This is a genomic window from Methylobacterium sp. J-001 (assembly GCF_022829565.1).
GTDB lineage: Bacteria > Pseudomonadota > Alphaproteobacteria > Rhizobiales > Beijerinckiaceae > Methylobacterium.
Genome location: NZ_JAKSYN010000116.1, coordinates 12,575 through 28,516 on the forward strand (window position 1 = coordinate 12,575; position 15,942 = coordinate 28,516).

Annotated in this window: 18 protein-coding genes; 6 read left to right on the top strand and 12 right to left on the bottom strand. The window is 69.6% G+C overall.

The features are described from left to right. Nucleotides 1–244: 244 nt before the first annotated feature. Complete coding sequence (locus MKK65_RS13605) at nt 245–1,216, top strand: DMT family transporter (RefSeq protein ID WP_243958232.1); 972 nt, start codon at nt 245–247, stop codon at nt 1,214–1,216. Here the strand turns inward: MKK65_RS13605 and MKK65_RS13610 are convergent. Next, the gene (locus tag MKK65_RS13610) at nt 1,194–1,958 is read right to left on the bottom strand and encodes an SDR family NAD(P)-dependent oxidoreductase (RefSeq protein WP_243958234.1); all 765 of its coding nucleotides are present in this window, start codon (nt 1,956–1,958) and stop codon (nt 1,194–1,196) included. The two genes, MKK65_RS13605 and MKK65_RS13610, sit on opposite strands and share 23 nt — an antisense overlap. A gap of 190 nt (nt 1,959–2,148) precedes the next feature. Between MKK65_RS13610 and MKK65_RS13615 the strand changes: the two genes are divergently transcribed. After that, nucleotides 2,149–2,562 carry a flagellar biosynthesis repressor FlbT gene (locus MKK65_RS13615; RefSeq protein ID WP_243958236.1) on the top strand — a complete coding sequence of 138 codons (414 nt, stop codon included), beginning with the start codon at nt 2,149–2,151 and terminating at the stop codon, nt 2,560–2,562. Between the two features lie 19 nt (nt 2,563–2,581). Here the strand turns inward: MKK65_RS13615 and flaF are convergent, their stop codons facing one another. Further along, on the bottom strand, nt 2,582–2,953 hold the full coding sequence (gene flaF / locus MKK65_RS13620) for a flagellar biosynthesis regulator FlaF (protein ID WP_058194752.1): 372 nt from the start codon (nt 2,951–2,953) through the stop codon (nt 2,582–2,584). A gap of 168 nt (nt 2,954–3,121) precedes the next feature. On the opposite strand from flaF, the gene MKK65_RS13625 reads away from it, so the two are divergent. Beyond that, entirely contained in the window at nt 3,122–3,364 is a 243-nt protein-coding gene (locus MKK65_RS13625) for a hypothetical protein (RefSeq protein WP_058194753.1), read from the top strand. Between the two features lie 226 nt (nt 3,365–3,590). Here MKK65_RS13625 and MKK65_RS13630 read toward each other — a convergent pair whose 3' ends face one another. The 5 genes from MKK65_RS13630 to selD form a co-directional block, all read right to left on the bottom strand. Next, a complete protein-coding gene (locus MKK65_RS13630) occupies nt 3,591–4,355 on the bottom strand; it encodes a WecB/TagA/CpsF family glycosyltransferase (protein WP_243958238.1) in 765 nt (254 codons plus the stop codon). 85 nt (nt 4,356–4,440) lie between these two features. Continuing rightward, nucleotides 4,441–5,928: a GumC family protein gene (locus tag MKK65_RS13635; protein WP_243958240.1), complete on the bottom strand. Its 1,488-nt coding sequence runs from the start codon at nt 5,926–5,928 to the stop codon at nt 4,441–4,443. Between the two features lie 283 nt (nt 5,929–6,211). Further along, nucleotides 6,212–7,291 carry a glycosyltransferase gene (locus MKK65_RS13640; protein ID WP_243958241.1) on the bottom strand — a complete coding sequence of 360 codons (1,080 nt, stop codon included), beginning with the start codon at nt 7,289–7,291 and terminating at the stop codon, nt 6,212–6,214. After that, nucleotides 7,288–9,273, bottom strand: a complete 1,986-nt coding sequence (locus MKK65_RS13645) for a glycosyltransferase (protein WP_243958242.1) — start codon at nt 9,271–9,273, stop codon at nt 7,288–7,290. The genes MKK65_RS13640 and MKK65_RS13645 overlap by 4 nt, the downstream gene beginning before the upstream one ends. Nucleotides 9,274–9,349: 76 nt before the next feature. After that, nucleotides 9,350–10,396: a selenide, water dikinase SelD gene (gene selD, locus MKK65_RS13650; RefSeq protein WP_243958243.1), complete on the bottom strand. Its 1,047-nt coding sequence runs from the start codon at nt 10,394–10,396 to the stop codon at nt 9,350–9,352. Nucleotides 10,397–10,928: 532 nt separating this feature from the next. Between selD and MKK65_RS13655 the strand changes: the two genes are divergently transcribed. From MKK65_RS13655 to MKK65_RS13665, 3 genes are all read left to right on the top strand, one after another. Next, nucleotides 10,929–11,438: a metallophosphoesterase gene (locus tag MKK65_RS13655; RefSeq protein WP_243958245.1), complete on the top strand. Its 510-nt coding sequence runs from the start codon at nt 10,929–10,931 to the stop codon at nt 11,436–11,438. Nucleotides 11,439–11,567: 129 nt separating this feature from the next. After that, complete coding sequence (locus tag MKK65_RS13660; protein ID WP_082643435.1) at nt 11,568–11,909, top strand: hypothetical protein; 342 nt, start codon at nt 11,568–11,570, stop codon at nt 11,907–11,909. Nucleotides 11,910–11,997: 88 nt separating this feature from the next. Further along, entirely contained in the window at nt 11,998–12,138 is a 141-nt protein-coding gene (locus MKK65_RS13665; RefSeq protein WP_243958247.1) for a hypothetical protein, read from the top strand. Nucleotides 12,139–12,557: 419 nt separating this feature from the next. Here MKK65_RS13665 and MKK65_RS13670 read toward each other — a convergent pair whose 3' ends face one another. The 5 genes from MKK65_RS13670 to MKK65_RS13690 all read right to left on the bottom strand — a co-directional run bounded on the left by MKK65_RS13670 (nt 12,558) and on the right by MKK65_RS13690 (nt 15,895). After that, nucleotides 12,558–13,124 carry an NUDIX domain-containing protein gene (locus tag MKK65_RS13670; RefSeq protein ID WP_243958249.1) on the bottom strand — a complete coding sequence of 189 codons (567 nt, stop codon included), beginning with the start codon at nt 13,122–13,124 and terminating at the stop codon, nt 12,558–12,560. Between the two features lie 38 nt (nt 13,125–13,162). After that, nucleotides 13,163–13,426: a sulfurtransferase TusA family protein gene (locus tag MKK65_RS13675; protein ID WP_243958251.1), complete on the bottom strand. Its 264-nt coding sequence runs from the start codon at nt 13,424–13,426 to the stop codon at nt 13,163–13,165. A 19-nt stretch (nt 13,427–13,445) separates the two neighbouring features. Then, entirely contained in the window at nt 13,446–13,781 is a 336-nt protein-coding gene (locus MKK65_RS13680) for a hypothetical protein (protein WP_243958253.1), read from the bottom strand. A 220-nt stretch (nt 13,782–14,001) separates the two neighbouring features. After that, the gene (locus tag MKK65_RS13685) at nt 14,002–14,424 is read right to left on the bottom strand and encodes a hypothetical protein (RefSeq protein ID WP_243958255.1); all 423 of its coding nucleotides are present in this window, start codon (nt 14,422–14,424) and stop codon (nt 14,002–14,004) included. Nucleotides 14,425–14,527: 103 nt separating this feature from the next. Further along, nucleotides 14,528–15,895: a glutamate--cysteine ligase gene (locus tag MKK65_RS13690; protein WP_058194762.1), complete on the bottom strand. Its 1,368-nt coding sequence runs from the start codon at nt 15,893–15,895 to the stop codon at nt 14,528–14,530. Nucleotides 15,896–15,942: the final 47 nt, after the last annotated feature.

Below are 15,942 nucleotides of genomic sequence, written 5' to 3' on the forward strand. Positions count from 1 at the left end.
GGGCTTCTCCGAAGCCTTCGTTGCGCCCAAGTCTTTCATGACGCGTTCGAAGTCAAAGGGCCTTCGTGTTAGTCGTTATAACAAAATATCGCATCAATGATTTTGCCTCTAAGTGAGGAGCGATCTTATCCGATCAAAAATCGATCAATTGGTATCTTGAGAAGGATAAATTCAACAGCAAGAAACGGGTTGCCCGCCCCAGAAGCGGAACACTAGGCTTGGATCAACCTGTTGGAGATCCGCCATGTCGCCCGCCGGGAACCGGTCCATGTCTGCGCCCGAATGGGCGATGCTGCTCATCCTGTCCGTCCTGTGGGGCGGCTCGTTCTTCTTCACCGGCATCGCGCTCTCCGGGCTGCCCCCCCTCACCCTGGTGGTCCTGCGGGTCGGGCTCGCCGCGCTGATCCTGAACCTCGTCCTGCCGTTGAACGGGCTACGCCTGCCCCGCGGACTCAGGATCTGGACGGCCTGCCTCGGCATGAGCTTGCTGAACAATGTCCTGCCCTTCTCCCTCATCGTCTGGGGGCAAACCCATATCGCGTCCGGCCTCGCCGCCATCCTCAACGCCACGACGCCGCTCTTCACCGTGGTCGTCGCCCACCTGCTCACCATTGACGAGCGGATGACCGGCAACCGGCTCGCGGGGGTGCTCGTGGGCTTGGGCGGCGTCGCCGTGATGGTCGGGCCAACGGCGTCGGCTGGACCCAGCGCCAGCTTCTTGGCGCAGCTCGCAGTGCTCGGTGCTGCCCTGTCCTATGCGTTCGCGAGCGTGTTCGGGCGGCGCTCCCTGAGTCTGGGCGTCCCGCCGCTCGCATTGGCGGCCGGACAGGTCACGATGTCTACGCTGGTGTTACTGCCTGTGGCGCTGACGATCGACCAGCCCTGGACCCTGCCGATGCCGAGCGCGCTCGTCTGGGGAGCGGTCTTCGGCATCGCGTCGCTGTCCACGGCGCTGGCCTACGTGCTGTACTTCCGGATCCTGGTGCGGGCGGGGGCGACCAACCTCTCGCTCGTCACCTTCCTGATCCCGGTCTCGGCGATCCTGCTCGGGGCGCTGGTGCTGGGCGAGCGTCTCGAGCCGCGGCACTATCTCGGGATGGCCCTGATCGGCGGCGGCCTGGCGGCGATCGACGGCCGGCTCCTGCGCCGCATCTCGCGGGCCACGCAGGAGCCGGCTGAACCCAATTCACGTGTCAGCGCCAGCCGGCATCGATGAAGTAATTGTGCCCGGTGCACATCCGGGCATCGTCGGAGGCGAGGAAGAGCACCAGCGCCGCGACGTCGGAGGGCTGGATCCGGCCGTCCAGGCACTGGGAGGCGACGATCTCGGCCTCGCCCTCCGGGGTGTACCAGCGCTCCTGGCGGGGCGTCTGGACGTTGCCGGGCACGATGGCTGAGACCCGGATGCCGTCGCGGCCGAGGTCGCGGGCGAGCACCCGGGTCATGCCCTCGATCGCCGCCTTGGCGGTCTGGTAGAGCGGCATGTCCTTCAGCCCGAGATGCCAGCTGATCGAGCCGAAGTTCAGGATCACGCCGCCGCCGGCCCGGCGCATCGCCGGCACCGCGGCCTGGGCTGCGAAGAACAGGTGACGCAGATTCACCGCCATCCGGTCGTCCCAGTAGGCGGGCGTGACCTCGTCGAACTTGTGGCGGTCATCGTTGCCGGCGTTGTTGACCAGCACGTCGAGGCCGCCGAGCGCCGTTTCCGCCTCCGCCACCAGGGCGCGGACCGCCTCGACATCGGTGAGATCGCAGCGCCGGTAGAGCGGCTTGTGCGCCGCGCCGGGGGAGAGCCGCGCGACCAGCGATTGCGCAGGCTCATCGGCAATGTCGCAGAACGCGACGCGGGCGCCCTGGGCGACGAAGGCTTCGACCAATCCTGCACCGATTCCGGAGGCGCCACCCGTCACCAGGATGCGTTTGTCGCGAAGAGACGGGTAGATGGCGGAGGCGGACATCGGCAATTCTCCGAAGGCTGAGGCGCCGCAGATTCGCGAACGCTGCGAAGGATCTTCGAAGAGTCGACGTTTAGCGCATCGTGACGATCCCGTCCTGATCGATGGGCTCGATGCCGGCGGCCACCAACCATTGGCGAAACGTTAACGCCTTCGGAATCACATCGGCGCGTCTTCTAGAAAGGAACACGCGATGCCGCTTCGCCTCGAACTCAAGCCGCTCGAACGGCTGATCATCAACGGCGCCCTGATTCGCAACGGCGACCGACGCTCGACCTTCCTGATCGAGACGCAGTGCAAGTTTCTGCGCGAGAGCGAGATCATCACGGAGACCGAGGCTGACACGGCCTGCAAGCAGATCCACCTGACCCTGACGGTGATCTACCTCGCCGACGATCCGGCGTCGGGCATCGACCTGTTCTTCCAGCAGGCCGCAGAACTGATTCGCCTGGTGCCGGCGGCGGCGGCGCAGATCGCCGCCATCGCCGAGGCCGTCGAGGCCGGGACCTTCTACCCGGCGATCAAGCTCGGCCGGAAGCTGGTCGAGTGGGAGAGCGCGGCTTTGGCCCGGGCGGCCAAGCCCGCGGAGTCCGGCGCGGCCGCCTGAGCGCGCCGCAGCGCCGGCCTCAGCCCGGATTGCCCTGAAGGCCGGCCGCGATCTCGTTGTTGATCGCCACGAGGTTGGCGATCTTCTCCGGGGTCGGTTCGATCATCGTATCGACGCAGTTGCGCAGCACGAACACGCCCAGGTTGCCGATGCCCTGCTTGATATCGGCCGGCAGCGGGTTCTCGTCGGCAGTCGCCTCGGTGGCCAGGATGGTCCAGACGCGCTGGTTGAACGACAGGGCCTCGTTGAGCCGCTTGGTGTCGCCGCTGGCGAGCGCGTGGCTGGCGCCGATCAGCTGCTGGGCCGCCTTGATGAGGACCGCCGATTCGGCTTCGCGCGGCGTCAGTGCGGACCGGGATGTCCGGGCATAGGCGTTGGCGGCGTAGTTCATAGGCAGTCCAGCCCTGTCATCGGACCTGCCGGACAGGCAGGCTTGCGTGTAGCTGTCGCAGATCAAGTGTTAAGGCCGCGTGAGCATCCGGTCCGCCATGATCCCGCCGGGTTGGACAGAGACCAGGGACAGTGGTCGCGGAAAGCCGACCCCCGGATCGCGCCAGAGATGTTGAATTTCTTCCTCGGAACTGTGGCAGGCGCGCTGATCGCGGCCGTGCTGACCATCGCGGCGGCCCGGCAACCGGAGATCCAGGCGCGGCTGGGGCTGAGGCCGGCGCCCGTGGTGGCAGCGCTGGCGGCCGTCACCAGGCCGCGCGAGCCCGATTGCGTGAAGCCGCCCGAAGCTCCCACCGTCGGCAGTCGCGACATGCTGTTCAATCGCCAGCGGTTCTGGTCGGTCGCGCCATGATCCGATGAGCGATCGCTCTCGGAACTGCCGAACTCTTCGGAAACGGAATGAGCGGTCTTTCAACCACCACCTCACATCCTGAAGCCTAAGCGCAGTGTGCAACGAAAGAGAGCTTCAGGAATCGAGGGGCCAACGCGAGAACTCTATCGAAGCTCGCTTCGCGCGCACTTCAAAATCAGGGCGTGGATGGGACCCCACCTGTGGTTTGGCCGCAGCACCAGTCTCCTCAATCCCGCCAGCCCGAAACCCGGTCCCGCACGGCGATGCCAATGAAGCGCCAGGACTCGATGAAATAGCGGCGAAACAGCCGCCGCGGCGCGCAGAGGAACCGGAAGACCCATTCGAGGCCCAGCCGCTGCATCAGCCACGGGGCCCTGGGCACGTAGCCCGCCGCCACCGAAAGGGCATCGCCGACGCAGAACACCACCGGGCTGCCGAGTGCCCGGCCCTGGCGATCGACCCAGATTTCGGATTTCGGCGCGCCGACGCCCATCACCAGCAGGGAGGTGCCGTGGGCGCGGATCCGGTCGGCCAGGGCGCGGCCGTAGGTTTCGTCATCCTCGAAGCCGAAGGGCGGCACCGCGCTCGCCACCGCACCGTCCGGGAGGCCGGCTGCCTGGAGGCGCGTGGTCAACGTGTCGGCGGCGTCCTGGCGGGCGGCGACGAAGAACACCCGGCGGGCGAAGGGCGGCGGGTCGGCCAGGATGCAGGCCAAGAGGTCGTGGCCGGTGATCCGTTCGGCCGGCCGGCCGCTCGCCGCCCGGGCGAGCCAGACCAGGGGCATGCCGTCGAGGGTCCGGGCCGCGGCGCGCCCATAGGCTCCCCGGAAATCCGCATCCTCGGCGAGCTGGACGATGTGGTCGACATTGGCGGTGACGATCGTGCGCGGACCGTCCGCGTCCCGCGCCGCCACTGAGGCGACGATCGCCGCCGCCGTGCCGGTGTGGAAGCTGTAGCCGAACAGCCGTACGGTCGTGGCTGGGTCCGACACCGCGCAAGCGGGCGCGGCCGACGGTTCCCCCACGGCCCGGTCTTGCCATGCCGCCTCTGGATCTGCCGGGCCCGGGGCCTCGACATCACGCATCGGCGGCCCGGAAGCTGGTCCCGGGGCGGACGGATGCGCGCCGGAACCGGCGGCGGTCGCTGTCGGCACCGAGCACCAGTGCGATGGCGCCGCCGAGCAGCAGGCCGAGCACCAGGGCGACCGGCAGCACGATCTTCGGCGAGGGTGGGAAGGTGCGCTGGCGGGCCGGCGTCGCCACCGAGATGATCCGGACGTTGGTGGTGTTGAGCCGCTCCTGCTCGCTCGCCTCGCGGGCGCGCTTCAGATAGGCCTCGTAGACGCCCCGGCGGGCCTCCAGCGTCCGCTCCAGCTCGCGGAGGCCCACATAGGCGCGGTCGCTGCTGACGGTCTCGGTTTTCACCCGGTCGAGATTGGTCCGGATCGCCGCCTCGCTGGCCGCCGCCCGGTCGTAATCCTTCTGGGTCGTGTCGATGATCCGCTCCTTCTCGCGCTGGATCAGGCGCTGGAGGTCGCGCTGCTGGGCGTATTGCTCGGCCATGGCGGGGTGGCGCTCGCCGAGGCGGGTGGCGAGCTCGGCGGTGTTGCGCGAGAGCGTGGCGTATTGCTGCCGCAGCGCCTGCATCTCCAGGGATTGCAGCATCTCCGGCAGGGCCGTGCTCGGGTCGGACGAGCGCATCTTGCGGGCCTGGTCCAGGCGCGACTTCGCCTCCGCGGTCTTGATCGAGGCGGTGACGAGTTGCTGGTTCAGGTCGCCGAGCTGCTGGTCGGTGAGCAGCCGGCCGCTCGAGGCCACGAGCTTGTGGGCCTCGCGGTAGCGGACCACCTCGCCCTCGGCCTGCTCGACATCGCGCTTCAGGCTGCCGAGCCTGCCGGTCAGCGCGTCGTAGGCGCGCCGCGCCGTGTCGGTGCGGGCCGCGGCCTCCTCGGCGAAATAGGCGTCGCCGATCGCGTTGGCGATCTTGGCGGCCTTCTCGGGATCACGCGACTGCACCGACACGTCGATCACGAAGGTCCGCTCGGCCCGGCGGACGCTGAGCTTGGTCTGCAGCGTGTCGAGGGCGATGTTGACCGGGTCGCGGCTGGCGGCCGGCGGCACCATGCCGAGTGCCCCCTTGATCCAGGCGATCGTGGGATTGTTGCCGTCCGGCAACACGAACTCGTCGTCCTGGTCGAGATGGAGCTTGGCGATGACCCGGCGCAGGACGTTGTCCGACTGGATCACCCGCACCTGGCTTTCGGCGATGGAGACGCCGCTGTCGGCCTGGGGCTGGCGGGCGTTCACCTCGTTCTCGACAACCCGCAGGTCGCTCGGATCGACCAGGATCTGGATGGACGAGGTGTAGCGCGGCGGAATCAGGCCGAGCAGCGCGACCGCAGCCGCGACCATGAACAGGGCACCCAGCACGATGAAGCCGCTGCCCCGCCACAGGCGCCGCAGGATCACGCGCGCCTCGGTCCGGGGCTCCGGATGGGGCTCGACCTGCGGCAGCACCATGCGGACGGGCTGCTCACCGCTCATGCGTGTCGAGAAGTCGAACATGCGCCTCGCTCCCTGACCTGTCGGAGAGCGGCCGGTGCCGCCCTCCACCGCCCTCCCGCGCCCGTCCCCGTTCCGATCACTTGCGTGCCGTTCCGGAACAGGACCTCGCCGGAGGCGGCGTTGTCCTCGATACGGCAGCAATCGACATACCGAACCAGTACTCTCGCCTTGAACCGGACCCTGCAGCAGGATCCCTGTAGATATCGCATACGGAACTAGAACGCTCTGTCACGTTTTTGTGGCGCTAACAGGCCTGAACTTGTTGGGGACTACGTAAACGGATTCATGCACGGACGGTCGCGCCCGGTGCCGCGTAGGCATCCGCATCCCCCGCCAGGAAGCGCCGGAAGCGTTCGCTATCCCCGGACGCTGCGGCGTTCCAGTCCGCGACGTTCCGGCGGCTGGCCGCAGCCGCCCGAGTCAGACCGGCCTGCGCGATCCAGGACACGAGCGCGGATGCGGCGGACTCGGGCGCTCCGGGGCCGATCAGAAGGGCGGACTCGCCCAGCACTTCGCGGAACACGGGGGCGTCCGGAGCCACCACCGGCAGGCCGCCATGCTGGACCTCCAGCAGCGGCAGGCCGAGCCCCTCGGCTTTCGAGGTCGAGAGGAGGAGGTGGCAGGAACCGGCGAGAGCCCGCAGCTCTGCGTCGGACAGGTAGCCGTAGCGGTGCAGGAAGGGCGGCGGGTCGTCTAGGAAGGCGTGGCGACCCCATCCGACCCGCCCGACCAGGTGAAGCTCCGCCGGCACCCCGGCGCGGTTGAGGGCGGCCGTCAGCGCGAGGGCGGCCGGGTAATCCTTGCGCGGCTCGATCGTGCCGATCGCCAGCAGCCGCAACGGCGCACCCGGGGTGAAGGGAGCCGGCCCCGGCAGGTCGCCGAGGCCGAAGGCGTCGCGCACGGACGGGCGCAGCAGGGCGACCCGGGCCCTGGGCGCGCAGACGGCCCGCACGGCCTGCCCAGTGGTGCGGCTGTTCACGAACAGGTTCGGACACCAGCGGAGCGCCCGCGCGAAGCTCGGACTCATGTAGAGCCGGCTCTTGAGGCTCAGATCCTCCGGCCGGTCGAGCAGGAACGTGTCGTGGACGTAGAGCAGGCAGCGCTCGGCCGCGACCGCGCAGAGCGGCCCCGGCGGGAAGCCGGGGAACAGGAACAGCGCGTCCCGGTCGGCCAGGGCCCGAAGCGGCAGGCCGAATTGCTGCTGGCCGATCATCGCCGGCAGCGAGCCGCTGGTGACGGGGCGGACCTCGTGGGGCGCCAATCGGTCGGGGGCGAACAGATCGAGGGTGATCCGCTCGATCCCGGTGACGTGGGCGCGCAGATGGGTCTGGTCGAGATAGATCCGCTTGGTGCCGGGTCTCACGGCCGGCTCCGCCGCAGGGTGCCGGCGAGGTAGAGGCAGCGGCGCACGAGCAGGGGCATACGCCGGCCGAGCACCATTTGCTTCGCCCGCCGCAGCCGCCTCACCAGGGGGGGAGACGCGGCCGGCACCGTGCCGGTCGCGCCCGGCTGAAGCCGAGCGGCGAACGGGAAATGCCCGAGCATCGCGGGCGCGAAGCTCTGGCGCCCGGTGCCGGACAGCAATCCCCGCTCCCGCAACACCCCATCGAGCGACAGGGCGGCGGCGGCGGGACTGTGGCGGCTCTCCAGGGCGATCCGCGCGAAGGCGCCGAGCCGTGCCCGGGCCTCATTGTCCTCCACCAGCTCGGCGAGCGCCTGCGCCAGGGCGCCGGGCTTCATCGGGACCAGGCGGCCGGACACCCCGTCGATCACCGCGGAGGTGAGCCCGGAGGTTCGGTAGGCGAGCGTCGGCACGCCGCACAGCCCGGCCTCGATCGGGGTCTGGCCGAGGGTCTCGTGACGGCTGGCGGTGACGTGGAGATCGCAGGCGCCGTACCAGGCGGCCAGGGTCGCCTCGTCGGCGATCAGCCCCGGCGCGAACAGGGTCGGCAGACCGAGCCGGGCCGGATCGTCGAGCCGGCCGATCGCCACGACACCGACCCCCCGCCGCGCCACGGCCTGGAGTGCGGCGCGCAGATCCGAGAAACCCTTGTCGGGGCCGTCGACGATCACCGCCGAGATCAGGATCAGCACGTCGCCCTCCGGCAGGCCGAGCCGGCGACGCAGGGCGGCGCGGTCGCCGGGGCGGAAGGTCGCCGTCGGGAAGGCCAGACGGATTTTTATCGCCGGGGTGCCGGAAGGGGCCAGCTCCTGCGCGCGGGCCAGGGTCCAGTCGGAATTGGCCAGCAGCCACGGCCCTGCGGGTTCGGCCAGCACGGCGCGCTTGCGGGCCTGCATGCCGGCGATCCGCCCGGGGGCGAGCTGGGGATACTCGTCCGGGCCGGGACAGGCGGCGTCGCAGCCGGTGGCGGCCCGGGTGCAGTCGCGGGGATGGCAGCACCGGCCGGTCAGGGGGAACAGGTCGTGCAGAACCAAAGCGACCGGGCCGTGCCGGGCCAGCCGCCCGACCACGTCGAGGCTGCGGGTTGCGCCGTGCAGGTTGCCGGCAAGGACGAGATCGGGCGCGGCGGCCTCGATCGCCGCCTCGGCCCGCGGGAAGTCATCGGTCCATTCGGCGGCTTCCGGCCGGCCGCTGAGCGCGATCCCCGTCACCCGGTGACCGGCCAGCGCCAGGGCCTCGGCGAGCCGCCTCTGGGCGACGCCGGCACCGCCCTGGGTGCCGGTACCGGTGAGCGAGACGATCGACAGGCCTTCGGGCCCCGCCGCCGGCGCCGCGCCGACCCGCTGCAGCAATACCGGGCGTCCGATGCGCCGACGGGCGGGATCCGGTAGCGCCGACCAGGCGGCGAACGCGTCCAAGCGGCCATCGGCGTCGCGGATGGTGCTGCCCCGCAGGGCGTCGCGCATCCATAGCACCTCGCCGCCGGTGAACGGCACGCCGCCCGGCATCTCCGCGCCCGCGAGCCCCGGACTGTCCAACCCCACAACCGCATTGGCGAACAGGACCCGCAGGCCCGCCACCGCCGCCGCGCCGGTGAGCGCCGCTTCGAGGGCGAGGGCGATGAGGGCGCCGGGGGCGAGGAGATCGCCCGCGCGCAGCCACAGCAGGGCGTCCCATCCCGGCTCGGCCAGACTCGTCTCGATGGTGGCACGGCCGATCCCCGGCGGCACGAGGTCGTGCCGGAGCTCCGGGTAATCCTGGCGCAGGACCGAGGCGGCGGTCCCGGCCGCGTCCGCGCCCGCCGCCGTCACGGTGACGATGCGAATCCGCGGCCACGGGCGACCATCCGGCAGTGCGGCCGGCCGGGCCACGGCGGGGGCAGCGGGTCCGAACGGCCAGCCGGCGATGCCGTGGGCAGGCACTGAGGGTGCGGCGTCGGTCAAGTTCGGTTCGCGGGTCGGGCGGGGCGGGCAGTCTGGCCGCAAAGGGTGAAGATTGCCTGTCGCGACCCGCGGGCCATCACCCGTCGACGCGGACCCGGGCTGGTCCCGCGACCATTCGGCCGATGCGGGTCGCTGCGGCGTACCCGGCATCCCGAATGCGCGCCAGAACCGTCTCGGCTTGGGCTGCAGCGCAGGTCACCAGCAGGCCGCCGGAGGTCTGCGGGTCGGTGAGCAGGTGGCGGCGCCAATCGGGATAGTCCGCGGGCAGATCGACTTCGGCCCCGAAGGCGTTCCAGTTGCGGTGGGAGGCGCCGGTGACGAAGCCCTTCTGCACCAGCGCCTCGGCCCGGGGCAGGAACGGCAGGGCGCCGGCCTCCAGCACGAAGGTCAGCCCGGCCCCGCGGGCGATCTCGAGCCCGTGCCCCAGGATGCCGAAGCCGGTCACATCGGTCAGCGCGTGGACGGCCGGCTCGGCCGCGAGTGCCATGCCGATCGTGTTGAGCCGCGTGGTGGTGGCCACGAAGTCGCTGTAGTCGGCCGCGTCCAAAGCCTCCCGCTTGATCGCGGCGGAATAGACCCCGACGCCCAACGGCTTCGTGAGGATCACCGCATCCCCGGCCAGGGCGTCGGCGTTGCGCCGCACCGCCTCGCGGCGGCAGGTCCCGATCACCGCGAGCCCGTAGATCGGCTCCGGCGTGTCGATGGAATGGCCGCCGGCCACGGGAATCCCGGCCTCGGCGCATTTCTCCACCCCGCCCTGCAGGATCCGGGCGACCACATCGGGTTCGATCTTGCCCACCGGCATGCCCAGGATCGCCAGGGCGAAGATCGGTCGCCCGCCCATGGCGTAGACGTCCGAGATCGCGTTGGTCGCGGCGATCCGCCCGAACTCGACCGGATCGTCCACCATCGGGGTGAAGAAGTCGGTGGTGGCGATCACGCAGGTGCCGTCGTCCAGCTCCCACACCGCGGCGTCGTCGGAGGTCTCGTTGCCGACGAGCAGCCGCTCGAACGGCCCGGCGGCCGGCTGCTCGGACAGGAGCCGGCGCAGGATCGCCGGATCGAGCTTGCAGCCGCATCCGCCGCCATGGGCGAGACTGGTCAGACGGGGGGCATCGGTCATCGCGGGACTCCGTTCCGGATATCAATAACGCTTCGTCACCGCGTTGAGCCAGTCCGGCGGGGCGGCGGCGACCGCGAGACGAATCCCGGCAGCAGCGCTGCCGCGGCGGCGATTCCGAAGGCCGGCATCGTCAGGCGGACGCGCCCGCGCTGCTCCCCCCGGCCACCTTTCACGGACCGGACGATGGCCGATCAGACCCGTATGTCTCCCGGAGCCCAGCCATCGCACGGACGGCTCAGCGTCCATGCGGTCTTTCCGGGGCGGCACGGCGAACACGGGAATCCAGAGCCGCAGACAGACCAGGATCTGGCATCGCCAAGCATCCTGCCGTGGATGCTCGTTCTCTCATGATCCGGAACGACGATCCGAGTTATTCGGCCGGGATCACCTCACCGTTCGACCCATAGATCTGCGCAGCCACAGCATGGTTCGGCGGCCCGATCGCCGGGTGGTTGCGCGGCCGTGGCGGGAACCCCTGGCCCCCCGGTACATTGCGGCCGCAACGAATGGGTTGCGTGGGTGAGGCGGACAGGTGGCAATCTTCTTCACGGGAGACACCCATTTCGGGGACCCGCGCGCTCTGCGCTTCGACCACCGGCCCTATCCGGACCTCGACGCGCACGATGCCGGTTTGATCGCCGCCTGGAACGGTGCGGTGGGGTCGGACGACACGGTCTGGCACCTCGGCGATTTCGCCCTCGGCCCGAGCGGCGCGCGAATCCGCGAGATCCTCGATGCGCTCAACGGCGAGAAGCACCTGATCGTCGGCAACAACGATGGGCCCGACACCCTCCAGGCCCCCGGCTGGGCCTCCGTACGCCACTACACGGAACTTCTGGTCGAGGATCGTATGGTGGTGCTGTGCCACTACGCGTTCCGCACCTGGAACGGGATGGGCAAGGGCGCACTCAACCTCCACGGCCACAGCCACGGCAAATTGAAGCCGATCCCGAAACAGTACGATGTCGGCGTCGATCCGATGGGGCCGGCCCCCGTGGGTCTCTCAGCAATCCTCACCTCGCGCCTCCGCCGGAAGGCGTAGCCGGGCCGGAACCTTCACAGCAGCTTCACCGTTTCAGCGGACAGAGAGGGGATGGAGACGCTCCACCCCCGAGAAACCCGGCACCCCCGTCCGCGGGGCTGCACCAGAAACCTATACGTGAGTGAGCCCGTGAGTGCCCGTTCGGCCTCTCTGCTTCCGTCCGGCCTCGCCAAGACGGCGTTCGCCGGCGCCTTCTCGCTCCTCGCTCTGACCTCCTCGGCGCTGGCTTTGCCCGCGTGCCTGGAGGCCCAGCGCAAGGTCGACGAGGCCAATGCCCTGCGCTTCCAGGCGCGCCAGGAGGCGCGTCTGGGCAATCATGACCGCGTCTGCGACACGCTGGACGAGGTCGGCGACCGCTACGACGATGCCCGCGACGCGTTCGAGCGCTGCGGCGAGGGCGTGGTGGCCATCGATCTCCGCAGCGAGCTGCGCGGCCTTCGCATCGCCAAGAAAATCAATCGCTGCGACTGACCGGGTGCGCCCGCGCACCTCGTACGTTCAGGCCCTGCAGCATCATCCCGACACAAGCGACGCACGTCGCCGACAAGGTTATGCGCCGATGACCACCGCCCTGCTGTCGTCCGATCTCAAGGTTGCCACCACCGACCGCACCGGCCCGTCCTTCGCGGCCGCCCTGTGCGGCTTCATCAGCACCACCGTCGCCACGACGATGCTGCTCGTGCTGATCGGAACGCTCTGAGAAGCGCAAGGCTTCCGACATCGAAGGTCGTTACGAGGTGCTGGTAAGCCCCAAGAGCTCGGTCGATATAAACGCGATAGGGTTTCGGGTGCGATGGGGCACCCAGCGTCGCCCTCTCGAGCGTGGCAACGCTACTCTAGGCCACTCCGCACGCCGAGATTGGGCGCCGCACTGTGTTTTTACGCTGCGTTCACCGTGCCAGGCGAGGCGCGTTGATCCTTAGACCATGTAAAGATCAAGACCTCCGACCGCTGTCCGCCACCCTGACCATCCTCTTGGGTGTAGCCGTGCAACATAGCGCGGCGTGAAATCGAAGACCTCTTGGAATCGCTGGACCGCTGCGCTTACGACGGCAGCGTAAGAAGCATCTCCCGTGATGCTAAGGCGCCTTTTATGCCGTGGCCCTATTCCCAATCAGCCTAAGCAAACAGCTCCGGTTGCCGCAATTGCAGCGCGAATAACAGAAGCAGCGACTTCATGTCGGTGAGCGCGCCGCGTTGGGTCATCGCCACCAGTTCGAGGAGTGGGATCTCGTGGACCGCCACCGCCTCGCCCTCGGCGGCGAGGCCGCCGCCGGCGCCAATGCGGTCGGATTCGGCGTAGGCCGCCAGGAACAGGTCCATCCGCTCGGTGGAGATGCCCGGCATGGTCCAGGCGCTGGCGACGAGATCGAGGGCGCCGAGGCGCAACCCCGTCTCCTCGGCGGCCTCGCGCCGGACCTCGTCCTCGGGGGCGCCGTCATCGAGGAGACCCGCCGGCACCTCGACATGGCTCGGCGGACCGCCGGAATAGAGCACCGGCGCCCGGAACTGCGAGACCAGGGTCGCGACCCGTCGGACCGGGTCATAGGGCAGAACCGCCACCGCCCGGCCGTGATCTTCCATCTCGCGGGTGATGCGCGAGCCGTCGTCCTGCATCACCTCGGCCACGAGGTACCGGGCCCACCCCTCGTGCACGAGGCGCAAGCCCCCGATCCGTGGTGCCATGCCGTCTCCGCCTCAACTTTGGGAGCACAACGGATCGCTCAGGAATGCGGCGGCTTCGCGGAGGCTCTCAGGCGGAAGCACAGGCGATTGCCGTCCCGCTCGGCCGAATCCAGCCAGGCGCCCTCCTCCCGCACGAGATTCGGGATGTCGATCAGCGCCATCGGATCGGTGCAGGTGACCATCAGGACCCGTCCGGCGCCGAGCGTGCGCAGGGCCTTGCGGGTGAGCAGGACCGGAAGCGGGCATTTCAGCCCCGTGAGATCGAGTTCGACAGGCTTGGTGTCCGCGTCCGACAAACCCATGGCTCCCGATCCGGCACCCTCACCACTCGTGATAGCCGAGGAGCGGTCCGCGATACGTGTCGGGTGCGAACACATAATAGGTCGGGCCGTAATACCCGTATTCCATGTCGCGGCCCGGCGTCGGCGCATAGGCATAGCCGTAGCCGAACGGCACCGGATAGCCGTATTCGCCGTAATAACTGTATTCCGGCCGGACGGCCCGCGCCTCGGCGGCGATCCCGGCGCCCAATGAAGGGCGGCCGACCGGAGCGGCGCGCGGGGCGTGATACGGCCCCAGATCCGCGGCGCAGCAGACGCCGCAAGCGGTCACGGCGGATGCGATGCCGGCCATGAGAGCGGCGGTGAAGCGGATCATGGCGACGATCTCCTCGGTCAGGCGATTCGGCCTCGGAGGGATCCGATAGCGTGGCCTGCGGCAGGTTAGCCCTGTCGGCCTTGTTCGAAGCTTGTGGCGCACGTTTAAGGTGCGGCGGATGGCCGACCGTGTTCGCCGTGACGGCATCCGGCGGTCGGCAAACAAAAGCTCCCGATCTCGTGGAGGCCGGGAGCTTTCAGGGTGGTCCGGATTTCCGGCCTTACCAGCCGTAATCGTCGTAGCCGTAGGCCGGGTAGCCATAGGCGGGATAGCCGTAGCTCCGGACCGGGGCGTAGCCGTAGCTGCGGACCGGGGCGTAGCCGTAGCCATAGGCCGGATAGCCGTCGCCACCGCCGTAATAGCCGTAGCGGGGAGCCGCGCTGGCAGCCAGCGCACCGCCGATGATGCCGAGGGCGGCACCGGCCGCCACCGCACCGGCGACCCGTCCGCCATAGCCGCGGCGGTAGCCGTAGCCGCCGTAATAACCCCGGCGCCAGCCGACGGTGTCGATCTGGGTGCTCGGGCCGCCGACCTGCACGGCACTCTGCGCCGGCAGCGGCGCCGCCTCGGCGGCGGTGAACGAACCGGCGATCATGGCCAAGGCCGAGACGCCGGCGACGACGGATGTGGTGATGCGGGACATGGACACCTCCTCCACGCGCTGAACGATCGGCGTGAGAACCGTCAGGTATCGCACTTCGTTCCAGGCCACGGTGTGCGGCCGCACGGCACTCCGGATCCGCGGATCAGAACACGCATTCCGTGAAGGCCGGGCGGACGCAGGCGCCCCAGCGGCCCTCGTAATCGGCGAGCAGGTCGTCGGCCCGGGTACGCCCCGCGGTGACGATCGCCTCGAGGGGCTGAAGGTAGAGGGTCTCGTCACGCCCCTCGGTGTCGCGGCGCGCCCGGGCACGCAGGCCGGCGCGGGCGATGGCGAGCGCTTCGGCGGCGACCGCCCCCAGCGTCGTGTTGGCCACCGGGGTTGCGAGCCCGAGGCGCGGAGCGGTGGCCCGGGCGGCCTCGCGGTTGGACGGGCTCCAGCCCTTCACGAGGTCGAGAGCGGCGTCGAGCGCCGCTTCGTCGTAGAGCAGGCCGGCCCAGAAGGCGGCCTGGGCGGCGATCATGCCGGGATCGCCGACATCGGCACCGCGCATCTCCAGGAAGCGCTTGAGCCGGACTTCGGGGAAGGCCGTGGAGGCGTGGTTGGCCCAATCGGCCACCGTGGCGTACTCGCCCGGAAGCTGTGTCAGCTTACCGGCCATCAGGTCGCGGAACGAGGCGCCCGAGACATCATGGTAGATGTCGCCGCGCTTGACGAAATACATCGGCATGTCGAGCAGCCAGTCGACATAGGCCTCGTAGCCGAAGCCCGATTCGAACGCGAAGGGCAGCATGCCGGTGCGGTGGGGATCGGTGTCGCGCCAGATCTCGGAGCGGCGGGACAGGAAGCCGTTCGGTCGCCCGTCGGTGAACGGCGAATTGGCGAACAGGGCCGTCGCCACCGGCTGAAGCGCCAGAGAGGCGCGCATCTTGCGCACCATGTCGGGCTCGGAGGCGAAGTCGAGATTGACCTGCACCGTGGCGGTGCGGAGCATCATGTCGAGGCCGAGCGAGCCGACCTTCGGCATGTAGCCGGCCATGATCTTGTAGCGGCTCTTGGGCATGACCGGCGTCTCGTCGCGGCGCCAGCGCGGGCTCATGCCCAGCGTCAGGAAGCCGATATCGAGGGCGTCGGCCACACGCTTCGTCGCCGTGAGATGCGTGGCGAGCTCGGCCGCGGTGCCGTGGACATCCGGCAACGCCGCCCCGGACAGCTCGAACTGCCCGCCCGGCTCGATCGAGATCGCCCCGCCCTCCTCGGCCGAGAGGCCGATGATGTTGCCGAGGTCGAGGATCGGCTCCCAGCCGGTCTCGCGGGCCAGCCCCTCCAGCAGGGCGCGGATGCCGCGCTCGCCTTCGTAGGGCACGGGCTCGCGGCTCTCCCGGTAGAACGGGATCTTCTCGTGCTCCGTCCCGATCGCGAATCGCGCGCGCGGCTTCTCGCCGGCGGCGAACCACTCGATCAGCTCGGCGCGCGTCGTGAGCGGCGTGGAGTCGTTGCTGTCGCGCGCCATGCGCTGCCTGCCCGTGCCTGTGAACCATACGCCCGGAACGGGAGCGC